Below are 17004 nucleotides of genomic sequence, written 5' to 3'. Positions count from 1 at the left end.
CGATTTAGGGTCAATAAAAAAGTTAAATTGTCACGAAAGTTAGCAATTACAAGAGGCATTAGATTAGTTAATTACCATATATACCTCAAGAAATTCCTTTAAAGGTTCGATAATTGTCATCAAAAAAATAAAACTTATCTTTATCACACTACAAACCAACCCTTTTGATAAAATGTCAGTACCCGTAAAAATTTTTATAGTAGAAGATGAAATGATTATTGCGGCTAATATTTCTCTTCAATTACAGAAATTAGGTTATGAAGTCATAGGTATGGTGCCGAGAGGCGAAGATGCTTTAGAGCAAATAGAAGCTAATATACCTGACATTATATTAATGGATATTCAACTTAAAGGTAAACTAAGTGGAATTGATACGGCGAAACTTATACAGGTTAAATATAAAATACCAATAATATACCTAACGGCAAACACTGACGACTCCTATTTTAAAGAGGCAAAAACCACAAAACCAGCGGCATTTATATCAAAACCTTTTAAGAATTTGGACTTACAACGTGCCATAGAATTGTCTATTGACACCATTCCATTAGAAGCAGAAAAAATAGAACAGAAAAACCCTTATATATTAGAAGATTGCATTTTTGTGAGAGATCATGATAAAATGGTGAAAATTTCCATTAAAAACATATATTATATTGAAGCTGATCGTAATTACTGTCGCATTTTTTGTAAAGACAAGGCGTTTTTAATAGTAAATACCTTAAAAGATATTAATGAAAAACTGCCCAACGCACAATTTTTAAGAGTACATCGATCTTATATTGTAAATCTCTCTAAAATTGATGAAGTAGCCGGGAGTCATTTAATGGTATCTAAAAAAGTTGTCCCTATGAGTAAATCATTTAAAATTGATTTAATGAAAAGATTGCATACCATCTAAGCTGTTTTCTCAAAAGAGAACTGAATAGAAATGGAAGCACCATTTTCATTATTTTTTTTAATGAAACCTCCCAATTGACTTACCAATAAATTAATTAACTGGGTTCCAAATCCTGTGCCTTCAGAAGCTTTATTATCTACAAACCCAATACCATTATCTTTGAAATTAAGGCTATAGTCATTTTTGTTACTATTTGATAAATTTATTAAAATTTCACCTTTCTTGTTATTAGGAAAGGCATACTTCATGGTATTTGTTAGCAATTCATTTACAATTAAACCTAACGGAATAGCCATATCTATATCAACTTCTAGAGGCTCCATATCTACTTTTAATGAAATTCGATTGTCATTTCCAAAAGAGTCCAATACATATTGACTTAGATTTACAAAATAATCTTTCATTTCAACCTTTGACAAGTTATTTCGTTGATATAACTTTTGATGGATCATACTCATAGAATGCACTCTGTTTTGGCTGTGCAGCATTAAACTTACCATTTTTTCATCGGTTATTTGTGCTGATTGCAATGCCAATAAACTCGAAACTATCTCCAAATTATTCTTAACGCGATGATGAATTTCTTTTAATAAGAATTCTTTTTCTTTATTTTGTTGCTGCAGTAAAATCCTTTTCTTCCTGATATTTTGATAGGCAAAATAGATAAGTGATAGTACAATAAAAAGCATCACTGAAATAACAAAAATTAATGTTTCTCTTAACTTTTGTTTTTTTATCTCCGTTTCTTGTAACTTTATTGTATTCTCTTTTTGAGCTACTTCAAATTTCGTTTGTAATTGTGAAATTCTTTCATCAGCTTCAGCTGTAAACACTTTGCTCTGCAATAGATCATATTGTGCAAAGGCAGCATAGGCTTCTTGATAATCATGATTACCTGCATGGGCTCTACCTAAGCTATTATAGGCTTGGCTTAAATAATAATTATCACCAAAATCAACTGTTGCAATTCGTATTGAATTTTGTAGACTTTCTATGGCACTGAGATATTTACCTTCCAAATTTTGAGCATTACCCAACGAAAGCCAAGCCCGCATCAGCATAAAATTATTATCTAATAAGTTGGCATATTTAATTGCATTCTCCCCTGCCAATGCTGCTTGCTCAAATTCATTTAAATAAGCATTTAAATCAGTTAAAGAAATATAGATATCACTTAAGTTATTATAAAAACCATAGCGTTCGCCAATTGCAATAGCATGCTTATAATACTTAAGAGCTTCTTCCTCCTTTTTTAGTGCCAGATAATTGTTACCTACAACATATAAGGTAAAGTCATAATCTAAATCATTAATACCAACTTCTTCAAAAAGAGCAACCGATTTTAAACCGTACTCCAACCCTTTATCAAATTTAGATTGTTTCCAGAATAAATTACTTAAATCACTATACGCCATAGCAATTGCTCGCTTATCCTGCAGCTCTTCTCCCAATCTAAGTGACTCTAAAGCATAGTCTGCAGCTTTGCCAATTAACCCTCTTCGTTCAAAAACATAACCTAATTCTGTATTTAACTTGGGTAAATCTTGCTTTCTAACTTTACTTTTGGCCTCCTGCAACACAAAAAAAGCACTGTCTAGCTTTTCCATCCGAAGCAGAATTGCTCCTTGAGTTATCTGAAACTTACCATGCCAAAGCGTATCTTTTTTTTGCTTGGTTATTTTTAAACCTTGAATTGTCAAACTCAAGGCTTTATTTAAATTTCGTGTATGCCAATAATAGGCCAAATCATTTAACACAGAAAATTTTATGGAATCCGTTTTTATTTTGGGTAAGGCAACTTCTAAAATGTCTAAATAGGAAGCTCCAAAATTATCAGTATCTACAAACACCTTTTTATAAGGGTTTTCTCTATTTAAATCAATAATCTGAGCATAACTAAACAGTGTACTAAAAATAGTAATTATTGTGCATATTAATTGCTTCTTTAAATTCTTTACCATCTATTTAAAAGTACACTTATTTTAGTAAGGCTAAGTTACCAAATTTATTATAAGTAGTTAAAAGCTTTGAAAAATTAAAAAGCTCTTTCGGACACTAATCACAGCAACTCGTCCTAACCACCTTGTTTTATAGCTGATAAATCGATTATTTAGGGTCTAATAATAAGAAATCTCCATGCGGATTAGCACAACCACTTATGCACTTTTACTTTTATTAATGGTTTCTTGTAACCAACCTAATAAAACCATTAAAAATACAGCTACTCCTCTTATAGAAGCTCAAGTTTCTAGTTATTTAGTGGCTCAAAATAGCATAGGTAAAAACAAGGTTGATTCATTACTTTCAGAATCTTTTATCAGAAACATGAATGGTATACAAATGGTGTCTAGTATACGTGAACATAAAGCCAATATGCACATTTTTCTTAATGGCTTTCCTGATATGAACTTTACGTTTCCAAGCCAGCTCATAAAAGATAATGAAGCCTTTATAGTATGGATATTTACAGGTACACATACTGGAGTTTTTGGTGAGATTAACGCTACTGGAAAGAAAGTAAAAGTAAACGGAATTTCACATCTTTATTTTAATAAAGAGGGTAAAATTTATAGAGAAGATGTGTTTTATAATGAATTGGATTTATTACAACAATTGGGGTTTACTCTAAATCCACCTATTACTGAATAAATATAATTAACAATCATAACAAATCTTAAAACTAACGATTATGAAAAATTTTAAAACAATGATGGTCTTAGCAATTGTGCTTATGCTAAATCCAATCGTCACAAATGCACAAAAATCAACCATAGAATTTGAAAATGCAGATTCGGCTAAAAATCTCGTACAGACTTATGTTAACGCTTTACAAGCGGCAGATATAGCCAAAATGAGTGCTACATTAGATTCAAATGCCATGATTTATGGGTTAGGCGGTGGATTAGATTCTCTCACTGTTGCTGAACATACCATTTATTATAAAAAAAGTACAGATTCCTATAAACATGCAATCAGCGGTGACCTTTATTTACCTATTAAAGTTACTGATAATTGGAATAAAGGTGAATGGGTACTAGTATGGGGTACAAACACAATTACAAATAAAGAGACTGAAAATACAATCGTTATTCCATTTCATATTGCAAGTTTAGTTGCGAATGGTAAAATAATAATGATGCGATATTTTTATGATACTGGAAACATTATGAAAAACACAGGATGGACACTAACTCCTCCCAAAAAGTAACAATTAAATAATTAACAGTAATCACTAAGTAGTGCAAAATGCATAGTGATTACTATTTCATTAAAAAATTATTATTCATGAAAAAAGTGGGAATTATTGGTGGGGCTGGTTTTATTGGTAGCTATGTCTCCAAAGCGTTTTTAAATCAAATTTTTAAGTGAATTAAACTATCAATTATGGAAAACAAAGAACCCAATTGGACCAAAAACGAATTGAAAATTTATATTCTGTTGCTATGTGCAAATGCAGATTCAAAAATAAAGAAAAAAGAATTGAAACTTATAAAATCTAGTGCAGATCCAACAACCTTTAAACCAATATATAAGGAGTTTAAAAATGATGATGAAGATACTAGATTTGATAAGATAGAATATGTTATTGGTAAACATGAATATACACATGAAGAACTCAATGATCTGAAAAGAGATGTCTTTAAAATTTTCAATTCAGATGATAAATTCGTAACCAATGAACGCTATCTAGAAAAAGTCCTTGATAATATTTTGTATTAAAAACCAATAAAATGAAAACAATAATACGAACAACACTAGTATTTATAATAGCAACCATCGCCTTTATAGGCTGTAATGAAAAAACCAAAAGTGACAAGGCTGAACACACGAAAACTAAAGACCAGAAAGATGTTAAAGCTAAACATGAGACCCCTGACTATTTTCTATTACGTCCAGAGGTTGAAAAAGCCTATGGTTATTCCCATGCGGTAAAAATTGGCAACAGTATAAAAATTTCTGGAGCTGTTAGCATGGATGATGAAGGCAATCCAACCGCGATAGGAGATTTAGGGCAACAAATGAAAAATTGTTATGCGGATTTGGAAAAAATTCTAAAACACTATGGTTGCACATTTGATGACGTAGTTGTAGAAAATGTTTTTACGACCAGTATGTCGAAATTTTTGGAAGCTGCAGGCTACAGAACAACAATTTATAAAAATCATTTCCCCACAGGTTCTTGGTTCGGTGTCAAAGAACTGGCGGTTCCTGAATTTATGATTGAAATAGAATTGGAAGTGCATAAACCAAATAATAAATAATAAACCCTGAAAAATAAAAACCATGAAGGTCATATCAAAAATTCTTGTTCTATCACTTCTAATATCATACACTGCAATTAGCCAAACACTACCACAAGCAATTTCTAAAATCAACACAGAAGGCTTTCAGAAATCGCAAGTTATGAGCCTCATTACTGATTTGTCCGATGTTTATGGTCCTCGGTTAGCAGGTACAAATCAATATTTTACGGCTGCAGAATGGGCAAAGAAAACCATGGAAAATTGGGGAGTAGATAAGGTGTATTTTGAAAATTATTGTGATGATTGTATGGGTTGGGAAGTAAAATCATTTAATATAGAAATGACTGAACCTGCTTATATGAAAATACAGGCCTATCCATATGCATGGACAGAAAGTTCAAATGGCGTACAGATGAGCGATTTAGTTTCAATTGAAAATCACGCCGATTTAGAAGCTGTAAAAAAACAGTGGAGCGGAAAATTAAAAGGAAAAACCATATTAATGGGTTCGGCACCAGAACAAAATATGCTATTTGATGCACTTTCAAAACGATTTACAGGTGATCAAATTGAGGAAGCTAAAAAATCGATTGTACCTACACCAAATAACCCTTTAAGCCATAATGCTGGAGATATGGATTTAATTGGAAATTTAGATCTTATATTCGATAGTATGGTGCGAAAAGATGATGCCTTTTTTGCCTTTCTAAAAGCAGAAGGTGCTTTAAGTATTTTAGGGACTACACCATTTTTTCCTGGTATTACCCATCCAAGTGGTACTTATAATTTTAGAGAAAGTGATAAAAAAACAATTCCCTATTTTGCAATTTCACCAGAAAGTTTTGGAAAATTAATACGCTTAACAGGCAGAAATATTACTCCAAAAATTAAATTCCATTTGGATTCTGAATTGTATTTAAAGCCTGAAAACAATGTAAATATTATTGGTGAAATTACCGGTTCAGATTTAAAATTAAAAGATGAAGTGGTGATGATTGGAGCCCATTTTGATTCTTGGCATTCGGCATCTGGAGCAACCGATAATGGTGCAGGTTCAGCGGTGATGATGGAAGTTATGCGAATTATTAAAGCTTCTGGATTAAAACCTAAACGAACCATTAGAATAGCACTTTGGGGTGGCGAAGAACAAGCGTTTGTAGGTTCTTTGGCTTATGCAGAAAAACATTATGGAAAAGTAAAAGAAACTACCAGAAAAAAAGAGGTTGAAAAAATATCGGCCTATATCAATATGGATAATGGTGCAGGGCAAATGCGAGGAGTTTATTTGCAAGGAAACGAAGCGGTAAGACCCATTTTTGAAGATATGTTAGAACCTTACGCCCATTTAGATGTAAATAATTTAACTATTCAAAATACAGATTTTACAGATCATGATGTTTTTGACTATTACAAAATACCAGGATTTCAAATCATTCAAGATCCGTTGAATTATAGTACTGTAACGCATCACACTAATTTAGATGCTTTAGAATATGTTCCCAAACGTGATATGATGGTCAATGCGACTGTAATTGCTGCACTTGTTTATCAAATTGCTGAAAGAGATTTTCGCTTACCACGGGAAGAGTAATCTAAAATTAAATGCGATTAACTATTAACTAAAAAAATAAAAATAAATCAAAAATCATGAAAGAAAATCAAAGCATGCAAATCATTGACAACCTATACAAAGCATTCGAAAAAGGTGATATCCCAACAATTATGGGGTCTATGAGTCCTAAAATTGAATGGAATGAAGCTGAAAGTAATTCCATGGCAAGCGGCAATCCGTACATTGGTCCAGATGCTATTATAAATGGAGTGTTTGCACGACTTGGAGCTGAACACGAGTATTTCAAATTAGCAGATATTGAGCTTCATGAAATGAGCAACAATAAAGTATTGGCAACTTTACGCTATGATGCTAAAAACAAAAAAACTGGCAAAGATTACAATGCTCAAGCGGCTCATTTGTGGGCACTTAAAAATGGAAAAATTATAAGTTTTCAGCAATATGTGGATACCAAGAAGTTAGCAGAAGCTGAGCAGTAATAAAAAAAGATCAATTACAGCTACAAAAGAATTATTACCTCCAGAATTTAGGATAGATACTGAACCAGAAGTCATTCATGAAAAGTAATACTCCCAAAAGAGTTGTTTATTTTAAATTAAAAAACCAACCTAAAACCCCATGAAACCAAAATCACCCCGAATTGAATCTATTGACATACTTAGAGGTGTTATCATGGTGCTCATGGCTTTAGATCATGTACGTGCTTATTTCCATTATGAGTCCTTTTTCTCAGACCCAACCAATTTAGAAACGACCACACCTGTGCTCTTTTTCACCCGTTTTATAACGCATTTTTGTGCACCTGTATTTGTGTTTTTGGCTGGAACCTCAGCTTTTTTGTATGGTTGTAGAAAAACAAAAAAAGAAGTTTTTAAATTTTTATTTACACGTGGAATTTGGCTTATTTTCCTAGAAATTGTCGTTAATAATTTGATTTGGACCTTTGACCTCACGTATAGTTTTCTGATTCTTCAGGTAATTTGGACTATTGGAATCTGTATGGTGTGCCTATCTTTTTTAATTTATTTACCAAAAAAAGTAATTCTTGCCATTGGCATTATTTTAGTTGCTGGCCATAATGCTTTGGATGGTATAGTGCTAGAAGGTCAAAGCTTTCAATCTATTATTTGGTATATTTTACATCAAGGAAAGTTTTTTGTTTTTAGTCCCGACTCCATACTTTATATCCATTATCCGGTACTACCTTGGATCGGGCTGATGGCTCTAGGTTATGTATTCGGTACATTTTATCAAAAGGGTTTTGAAGCTACTGTTCGTAAAAAATGGCTTTTGTACCTAGGGTTTGGTGCCATTATTCTGTTTTTCGGTTTAAGACTCGTAAACATTTATGGAGATTTAGTACCATGGACATCTCAAGAAACTACTGCGAAAACGATTATCTCGTTTTTTAATGTTACCAAATACCCACCTTCTTTATTATATCTATGTATTACAATGGGACCAGCACTCTTGTTTTTATATGCTGTTGAAACCACTAAAAACAAAGTAACCAATTTCTTTTTGGTCTTTGGTCGCGTACCCTTATTCTATTATTTCTTACATATGTTAGTCATTCATTCATTAGCCATTGTGAGTATTCTAATTTTTGGAGGTCATTGGCAAGATATGATAATTGATGCGGAGTCTTTTTTGAATAAAAATTTACTGAGTTACGGTTATTCACTTTTTGCAGTATATCTAATATGGATTGGAGTCATTCTTCTACTCTACCCTATTTGTAAAAAATATATGATTTATAAAGCCAATAATAAAGACAAATGGTGGCTTAGTTACCTTTAATTTAAAATATGATAAAACAGGACAAAGGATTAAAACGATCAATTGGCGTATTTGGATTATCTGCAAATATTATCAATATCATGATTGGTGCAGGTATTTTTGCATTACCTGCCATCATCGCTGGTAAGATGGGTAATTCTAGCATTTTTGCGTATATTTTTTGTGGTATTCTAATTACACTAGTAGTACTTTGCTTTGCAGAAGCTGGTACTAAAGTAAACAATTCAGGAGGCCCCTATACCTATATAGAAACTGCTTTTGGTGATTATGCAGGATTCTTAGCTGGTATTTTTGCAATAGGTAGTAATATGATTGCTAGTGCTGCTGTAGCCATTGCCCTTGTTACTATTTTAGAAACCATTTTTCCAGTTTTCGGATTGTTATCTGCACGCATTGGTTTTTTATTTTCTTTATATGCATTTTTCACGTTCATAAACATTTTAGGTGTAAAACAAGGTATGGGATTGGTAAAACTGAATACCGTTTTGAAATTAAGTCCACTCCTACTTCTGGTAATTATTGGTTGGAAAGATGTATCCTTTTCAAATTTGCAGATTCATTCATTACCTACATTCTATCAACTCGGAGATGCTTCTTTAGTTCTCTTTTTTGCATTTTTAGGATGTGAAACAGGATTGATTGTTGGTGGTGAGATAAAAAATCCAAAACGTACTATTCCACGATCTATTTTTATCAGTATTAGTTTAGTTGTCGGTTTATATATAATTATTCAGTTAGTCTCCCAAGGGATACTGGGGAACGAATTGGTTAATTATAAAACTTCACCGTTGGCTGAAACCGCTAAAATTGTATTGGGACCATTTGGATATGTACTATTAATCATTGGTGCCGCTATTTCTATGCTAGGCTTAGTAAGTGGAGATTTATTGAATACACCACGGGTTCTTTTTGCACTTTCAAGAGATAATGTTCTACCAATAAAAAAACTTTCAAGCATACATAAAAAATTTGCAACTCCCCATGTGGCTATATTCATATATAGTAGTATGTCTTTTATTTTTGCAATTACTGGTAGTTTTGAGCAATTGGTCGTTATTGCAACGAGTACGATTCTTCTCCTCTATTTAGGTGTTGCCCTTTCGGTAATAAAGTTGCGTAAAATACAAAAATCGGAACCAGGAGATTTTAAAATTCCAGGAGGCCTAACCGTACCAATACTTTCCATTATTATCATTTTTTACTTTTTATCACACTTATCTACTAATGAAATGATTGGTACCGTGTTATTTATAGGGATACTAACGATACTTTTTTTTATAATCAAAGCCTTTAAAGAGAAAATGGAATGATAAACATGGTTAAAGTGAGGAAAAATCTCACAACTGTATTAAGGGCAGTTGGTGGAACATAAAAGCAGCCCAACCTAAATAAAGGATTGAAAAATGATCAAAACCCTTAAAATAAATGTAGAAACTATTAAATAAAACATATAACCTACTAAGAGCCGTCCTAAAAGCATGAAATTAAAAAAAACAGAAGAAAATGAAATAAGAAAAGTGTACGACACTTGGCTAAACAGCTATCTGAATGGTGATGTTACCACTTATGATTCTTACTTTGACGATGAATATCATTTCATTGGGTCTACTCATAATGAAGAATTTTTAAACAGAAAAGACACGACTCATTTTTTTGCAGATACGGCCGAACAATTCGCTGGTAAATGTGATTTAAGGAATGAAAGACTAACCATAGAAAAATTTGGCGAACTTATTTTTATTACACACCTCTTTGACGCTTGGTTTATAAATGGAACCGATTGGGCCTATTATGGACGATTCCGCTTTACATCAGCTTTAGAAAATAAGAGAGAAGGTTGGCGTTTTATTTATCAACATTTTTCTACCACAGATTCTAAAACACAAGAAGGTGAAAGCATTGGTTTTGATCAGATAAGTGCTGAAAACTTACAACTCCGTGAAGCCATAAAAAGAGGTACCATCGAACTTGAAACGAAAAACCGAGAATTAGAAATCGAAGGAGCTTTAGAACGGATTAGAGCCCAAGCTGTTTCCATGCAACAATCGTCAGACTTACTCGACATTGTAGTGTCCATGCGAAATGAATTTACCAAATTGGGTCACCAAGCTCATTACTTCTGGCACATGATGTGGTTACCCAAAACGTATGAAAAAGCCATGACCTCTGGTGATGGTACCAAAATTGGATTTGTAATGGAGTTACCTAGACATATTCATGGTGATATTCCTTTGTTAGCGAAATGGGAAAAGAGTACAAAACCAACTGTTGTGTACGCCATGAATGTTGCAGAAGCTATTGATTATGTAGATAAAATGGTTGCACTTGGTGATTTTAAGAATATTGATCCCCAAGCACCGAGTCATGACGATATTAGGAATATCGGTGGATTAACCTTTATCATGGCAAGGACCACTCACGGAGAAATTGGTTACTCTTTGCCTGGAGTTATTAAAAATCCTCCTTCCGAAGATTTAGATATTTTAATACAATTTTCTGGTGCTTTTGACTTAGCACATAGACGTTTCTTTGACCTGCAAAAAGCAGAAAAGCAAGCTAGAGAAACCCAAATTGAACTGGCTTTAGAAAAAGTAAGAAGTCGTACAATGGGTATGCAGCGAAGTGATGAATTAAGAGATACTGCTATGCTTCTATTCCAACAAGTGGAAGAATTAGGAATAAATTCCTTCGCCTGTGGTTTTAATATCTGGGATGACGACAAGAAATTTGCTACTGCTTGGATGGCAGGTAAAAATCGACTTCAGCCTCCTTTTAAAACAAATTCTAATGAAGACGTGTATCTTCTTTTTCACGAAGCAGAAAAAAGAGGTGACGCTTTATTTGTTTTAGAACAAAAAGGTAAGGAACTAGAAGACCATTATAAGTATATGCTATCAATTCCTGAAGTGAAAGCATTGGCTAAAGCTGGACTTTCGTTTCCATCTTTTCAAATTATACATTGTGCCTATTTTTCACAAGGTTACCTCATGTTTATTACACATGAATCTGTTCCAGAGGCACAAGATATTTTTATACGTTTCGCCAAAGTTTTTAACCAAACTTATACCCGTTTTCTCGATCTTCAAAAAGCAGAGGCACAAGCCAGAGAATCTGAAATTGAATTGGCATTAGAAAAAGTGCGAAGTAGAACCATGGCCATGCAACATAGTGACGAATTACAAGAAGCCTCCTTCTTATTAGATGAACAAGTAAGAGGGTTAGGTATTCAAACTTGGGGCTGTGCTTTTCATATTTATGGAGAAAACGAATCTACAGAATGGTTTGGTAATGAAGCGGGTGTTTTACATACCTATACAGTGCCACGAGAAGGCATATTTAAAGAGTATTACCAAAAAGGTGAACAGGGAGAATCACTTGTAATACAAGAATTTTCTGGGGAGGAATGTACGGCTCATTATGAGTATATGAGTACGCTTCCTGTTATAGGAGATGTGTTACAAATTTTGAAGAAAACAAATAATGGCTTTCCAACCTATCAAATTGACCATGTAGTCTATTTCAAATATGGTTATTTGTTATTTATAACACGAGAACATGTTCCAAATGCTCACGACATTTTCAAACGTTTTGCCAACGTTTTTGAACAAACCTACACCCGTTTTTTAGACTTACAAAAAGCGGAAGCACAAGCTAAAGAAGCACAGATTGAAGCCGCATTAGAAAGGGTAAGATCGAGAAGCATAGGTATGCAGAAAAGTGAAGAGTTAGCACAAGTAGTTCATATTTTAGATGAGGAATTAAATGGATTGGGTATTGAAATTCATGGTACGCAAATTTTAACTGACTTTGACAATCCTGAAAAAAGTGTCAATGTTTGGTTTGGTGCAAAGGGACAAGATTATTTAGAACGTTTTGATGTCCCATATTTTGATCATCCGATGAGAAAAATATTCCATAACTCTTGGAAAAATGGAATTGATTTTTATACTGAGCAATATTCTAAAGCTGATAAAAATAAATTTTTTCGATTATTATTCAAGAATTCCGATTTTCGAAAAACTACGGAGGAAAGACAAAAATTTATATATGATTCCTCTGGATTAACAAGATCTTCAGTAATCTTTAAAAACTCTATTTTAATTTTTCAACGATATAATCTTACAGAATTTTTTGCTGAAGAAGAAATGATTTTCAAACGGTTTGGAAAAGTATTCGAACAAGCCTATACACGTTTTTTAGACTTACAAAAAGCGGAAGCACAAGCTAGAGAATCAGAAATTGAACTCGCACTAGAAAGAATAAGAGCTAGAACCATGGCCATGCAAAAAAGTGAAGAAATTGGTGATGTCGCTTTTATTCTTTTCCAACAACTAAAAAGTTTAGGAGGTAACCTTTGGGGTACCGGATTTGGTTTCTGTAAAACGGATTCTGATACGGATGAATATTGGCTTGCTAATGAAAAAGGCATAATGCCCTATCTTAAAGTTTCAAATACGGTAGACCCAACCCATAAAAAAATGTATCTCGGTTGGAAAAAAAACCTAGAATTACTTTCAATTGAAAAAGGTGGTAAGGAACTTAAAGCACATTATAACTATATGCTCTCTGTTCCAGATTTACAACCTATTTTTCAAGGTATTTTAGATGATGGTATTGCATTTCCTGAATGGCAAAAGTGGCACGCTGCCTATTTTAAATATGGATACTTATTGGTCATTACTACCGAAACGTATGAAAACGAAGAAATTCTTCCACGATTCGCCAACGTCTTCGAACAAACCTACACACGTTTTCTCGACCTACAAAAAGCCGAACAACAAGCCAGAGAATCAGAAATTGAATTGGCATTAGAAAGAATTCGTGCACGTACCATGGCCATGCAAAATAGTGGCGAACTTTTAGAAGCGGGTGAATTGCTATGGAATGAAATTACAAAATTAGGTATTGATTGTTTTACGAGTGGTTACGTTTTAATGGATGCTTTGGAAGACATTGGTTGGAATTATACACCAAATCCTTCCACTGGAAAAATTTTAGAACAAGCCATTGGCATTCCACACAAACAAACACCCCAAATGCAAAAAATTGTGGCTGAATGGAAAAAGAAAGCTCCTTTGTGCGTTATTGAATTGACCCGAAAAGAAACCATTGCACACCAAACTTTTGTGGCAGAAAAAGGCATCAATTTTCCATTTTCCGCAAAAGAACTGGTTGCAATATCACCAAAAGAAATCGTCATCCATTCCTTTAACTTTAAGGAAGGTTATTTATTAATTATTGGTGGTAAAAAACTAACTAACACACAAGTTGAAGTCATGTTACGCTTTACAAAAGTGTTTCAGCAAACCTATACTCGTTTCCTTGATTTGCAAAAAGCAGAAGCACAAACCAGAGAAGCTCAAATAGAAGCGGCATTAGAACGTACACGGACGCAAAGTATGCTCATGCAACATTCTGATGAACTCAATACAACAACGCAAGTATTTCATGAACAACTGCAATTACTAGGAATTGACTCCGAATTTTCCTACTTATGGCTGCCCGACGAAACGGAACAAAATCATCTATTTTGGGCAACATGGAATGAAACCAATAACAGAAAAACCATTTACAAGAATAAAGCGGTTACTTTTCCATTAGATAAAAAAGAACCTTCTATTGATGCATGTTATGTAGCTTGGGAAAGCGGAGAAACTGTACACGTTAATACTGTAAAGCCAGATAAAGTGGAAGACTATTTTAACACGTGGTCTGAATTACTCAATGGCGTTGATAAATTTAAACCAGAATTATTTCCAGACGGATTGTACTATATCGATGCCTATATGGATTATGGTTGCTTTGGCATTATGATTAAACGAGAACTTGATGAAGATGAAAAAAATATTTTAAGTCGTTTCTCCAAGGAGTTTCAACGTACGTACACTCGTTTTCTTGATCTTAAAAAAGCAGAGGCACAAGCGAGAGAGGCACAAATAAATTTAGCTGTAGAACGTGTTAGAGCCAAAGCCTTGGCGATGCATAAATCGGAAGAGATTATGAAAGTAGTTGCCAAACTTAAAGATGAAGTAATGGATTTGGACATTCCAGATGTTATTGCAGCAACTATTTTTCTAAATGAAGGTGAAGATAATGTAAGAATGTGGGATCTTTCCACACTTGAAGAAGATAATAATGGTTACGAAATACCATTTGACATTACTTTTAAACTTAAGAAAAAAGACCCAAATCTCTATATAAAACGTGTTTGGGAAAATCCTGAAAACTACTTTTTGGAAGTTCAAGATGAAAAAGACTTAAAAAGAATTGTAGCATGGTTACGAGAAAATAATAAACAAACCATCGCCGATGAAGTTGAAGAATATACTGAATCCACAAAATTAAAACGTTTACACCATGCTGTAAAAAAACTGAATAATGGCAAATTAGTAATTGATTTATTAAATACACCTTCAAAAGAGATGGAAACCATTTTAACCAAAATGGGAGCTGCATTTGATTTGGCTTACAAACGTTTCGAAGATTTATTAAAAGCTGAGGCACAAACTAGAGAAGCTCAAATTGAAGCTGCTTTAGAACGTGTGCGTTCAAGGAGTATGGCCATGCACAAAAGTGAAGAGCTGTTAGATGTAATTTCCGTGATTTCTGAACAATTACAAGTATTAGATTTCAGATTTGCACACGTGAGTTTTGCCAATAATGATCTAAGTCATGATTATAAATTTTGGGTTTCCGCAAAAGGCAAATCGAAACCTATGCTGTTTAAAATTCCTTATGTAGATATCCCTGTTATGATTAACGTGAGAGCAGCTCAAAAACAATCAATTGCATTTCACACGGATATTCTTTCTATAAAAGAACACAAGCAATGGCACGAATATTTGCTTAAACATGGTGGCTCTAAAATATTTTCAAAAGAAGAGAATGAGATTGTGACGAGTCGCGGCATGGCAAGATCTATTGCAATCAACCCCAATATCATATTGATTCTTGCTAATTATGCATCGATACCCTATTCAGAAGGTGAAAACAAAATTATTGCACGTTTTGGGCAAGTTTTCGAGCAATCTTATACCCGTTTTCTCGATCTTCAAAATGCAGAAGCACAAACAAGGGAAGCACAAATTGAAACAGCGTTGGAAAAAGTACGTTCGCGTTCATTGGCAATGCATAAGCCTGATGAATTACAAGAAGTGGTTGCTGTAGTAGCAGAAAAACTACATGAATTAGGCGTTATATTCGATGCAGGAGGTGTGATACTTTGCACCTATTTTCCAGATAACAAAGATGTTGTGCATTGGATTGCTGTAGAAGACTTTTCAACTTCCGGAAGATATTTAGTACCTTATTTTGATAATCCAATTTTTAGTGATGCATGGGAATCTAAAACTAGAGGTGATGCCTTTTTCTATAAAGAATTTCCTGTAGAAGCGAAAAATGATTTCTTTAAACAAGCCTTTGAGCATAGTGATTATAAGCACATGCCAGAGGACTATAAACAGCACGTACTTAAAGCTGATAAGCATAATCTTTCGGCTGCTTGGTCAAAAAATTCTGCCATTCTAATCCCTTCACTTACAGGAGCCATCCCTTCGGAAAAAGATGCAGAAATATTAAAACGTTTTGCCAAGGTATTTGAACAAGCCTACATCCGTTTTATGGATTTACAGGTAAAAGAAGAGCAATCGCTAGCACTGCTTAACGAAAAGAAACGATTAGAAAAAACACTCTCAGATTTAAAAGCAACGCAAAAGCAATTAATTCAATCTGAAAAAATGGCAAGTTTAGGAGAGTTAACGGCTGGAATTGCCCATGAAATTCAAAACCCTTTAAATTTTGTAAATAATTTTTCTGAAGTTAGTGGTGAATTAATTGATGAAATGAACGAAGAAATTGAAAAAGGAGATTTAGAAGAAGCTAAATTCATAGCCAAAGATATTAAAGAAAACCTTGAAAAAATAAACCATCATGGTAAACGTGCAGATGGTATCGTAAAAGGAATGTTACAACACAGTCGCAGCAGTAGTGGGCAAAAAGTACCCACGGACATCAATGCCTTGGCAGATGAATATTTAAGACTGGCATATCATGGTTTGCGTGCCAAAGACAAATCATTTAATGCCGATTTAGTAACTGATTTCGACACTACTATTAAAACAATACAGATAATTCCTCAAGATATAGGAAGGGTAATGTTAAATATAATTACCAATGCATTTTATGCTGTAAATGAAAAGAAACAAGCAGACCAAAGTTTCAACCCTAAGGTTTCCATAAGCACAAAAAAAATAAATAAACAATTAGAAATTAGGATTGAAGACAACGGCAATGGAATACCAAAGCACATACTCAACAAAATTTATCAACCCTTTTTCACCACCAAACCCACCGGTCAAGGTACCGGATTAGGCCTCAGTATGAGTTACGACATCGTTAAAGCACATAATGGTGAATTAAAAGTAGAAACCAATGAAGGAGAAGGTTCTCAATTTTCAATTTTACTCACATTATAACAACCATAAAGT

At 33.6% G+C, this 17004-nt stretch carries 11 protein-coding genes; 10 read left to right on the top strand and 1 reads right to left on the bottom strand.

Features of this window, described 5'->3' with window-relative positions; all coding sequences use genetic code 11:
• The first annotated feature begins 172 nt into the window (after window positions 1-172).
• Window positions 173-901: a LytR/AlgR family response regulator transcription factor gene (locus tag FF125_RS08485; RefSeq protein ID WP_138949360.1), complete on the top strand. Its 729-nt coding sequence runs from the start codon at window positions 173-175 to the stop codon at window positions 899-901.
• Here FF125_RS08485 and FF125_RS08480 read toward each other — a convergent pair.
• Window positions 898-2862: a sensor histidine kinase gene (locus FF125_RS08480; protein WP_138949359.1), complete on the bottom strand. Its 1965-nt coding sequence runs from the start codon at window positions 2860-2862 to the stop codon at window positions 898-900. The two genes, FF125_RS08485 and FF125_RS08480, sit on opposite strands and share 4 nt — an antisense overlap.
• 175 nt (window positions 2863-3037) lie before the next feature.
• Here FF125_RS08480 and FF125_RS08475 point away from each other — a divergent pair, with 175 nt between their 5' ends.
• The 9 genes from FF125_RS08475 (at window position 3038) to FF125_RS08435 (ending at window position 16992) form a co-directional block, all read left to right on the top strand.
• A complete protein-coding gene (locus tag FF125_RS08475) occupies window positions 3038-3550 on the top strand; it encodes an ester cyclase (protein ID WP_138949358.1) in 513 nt (170 codons plus the stop codon).
• A gap of 40 nt (window positions 3551-3590) precedes the next feature.
• Window positions 3591-4109 (top strand): nuclear transport factor 2-like protein, encoded by a 519-nt coding sequence (locus FF125_RS08470; protein ID WP_138949357.1) that lies wholly within the window; start codon window positions 3591-3593, stop codon window positions 4107-4109.
• A 176-nt stretch (window positions 4110-4285) separates the two neighbouring features.
• On the top strand, window positions 4286-4621 hold the full coding sequence (locus tag FF125_RS08465; protein WP_138949356.1) for a hypothetical protein: 336 nt from the start codon (window positions 4286-4288) through the stop codon (window positions 4619-4621).
• A gap of 11 nt (window positions 4622-4632) precedes the next feature.
• Window positions 4633-5163 carry a RidA family protein gene (locus FF125_RS08460; RefSeq protein ID WP_138949355.1) on the top strand — a complete coding sequence of 177 codons (531 nt, stop codon included), beginning with the start codon at window positions 4633-4635 and terminating at the stop codon, window positions 5161-5163.
• A gap of 22 nt (window positions 5164-5185) precedes the next feature.
• The gene (locus FF125_RS08455; RefSeq protein WP_138949354.1) at window positions 5186-6736 is read left to right on the top strand and encodes a M20/M25/M40 family metallo-hydrolase; all 1551 of its coding nucleotides are present in this window, start codon (window positions 5186-5188) and stop codon (window positions 6734-6736) included.
• A 56-nt stretch (window positions 6737-6792) separates the two neighbouring features.
• On the top strand, window positions 6793-7197 hold the full coding sequence (locus FF125_RS08450; RefSeq protein ID WP_138949353.1) for a nuclear transport factor 2 family protein: 405 nt from the start codon (window positions 6793-6795) through the stop codon (window positions 7195-7197).
• Between the two features lie 139 nt (window positions 7198-7336).
• A complete protein-coding gene (locus tag FF125_RS08445) occupies window positions 7337-8518 on the top strand; it encodes a DUF1624 domain-containing protein (RefSeq protein WP_138949352.1) in 1182 nt (393 codons plus the stop codon).
• Between the two features lie 8 nt (window positions 8519-8526).
• Window positions 8527-9828, top strand: coding sequence for an APC family permease (locus tag FF125_RS08440; RefSeq protein ID WP_138949351.1), 1302 nt, complete (start codon window positions 8527-8529; stop codon window positions 9826-9828).
• 168 nt (window positions 9829-9996) lie between these two features.
• The gene (locus tag FF125_RS08435; RefSeq protein ID WP_138949350.1) at window positions 9997-16992 is read left to right on the top strand and encodes a nuclear transport factor 2 family protein; all 6996 of its coding nucleotides are present in this window, start codon (window positions 9997-9999) and stop codon (window positions 16990-16992) included.
• The last annotated feature ends 12 nt before the right edge of the window (window positions 16993-17004 follow it).

It is taken from the genome of Aureibaculum algae, from assembly GCF_006065315.1.
Lineage (GTDB): Bacteria > Bacteroidota > Bacteroidia > Flavobacteriales > Flavobacteriaceae > Aureibaculum > Aureibaculum algae.
The sequence above is the reverse complement of the archived record's forward strand: the minus strand, read 5'-3'. Positions and strand labels throughout refer to the sequence as shown.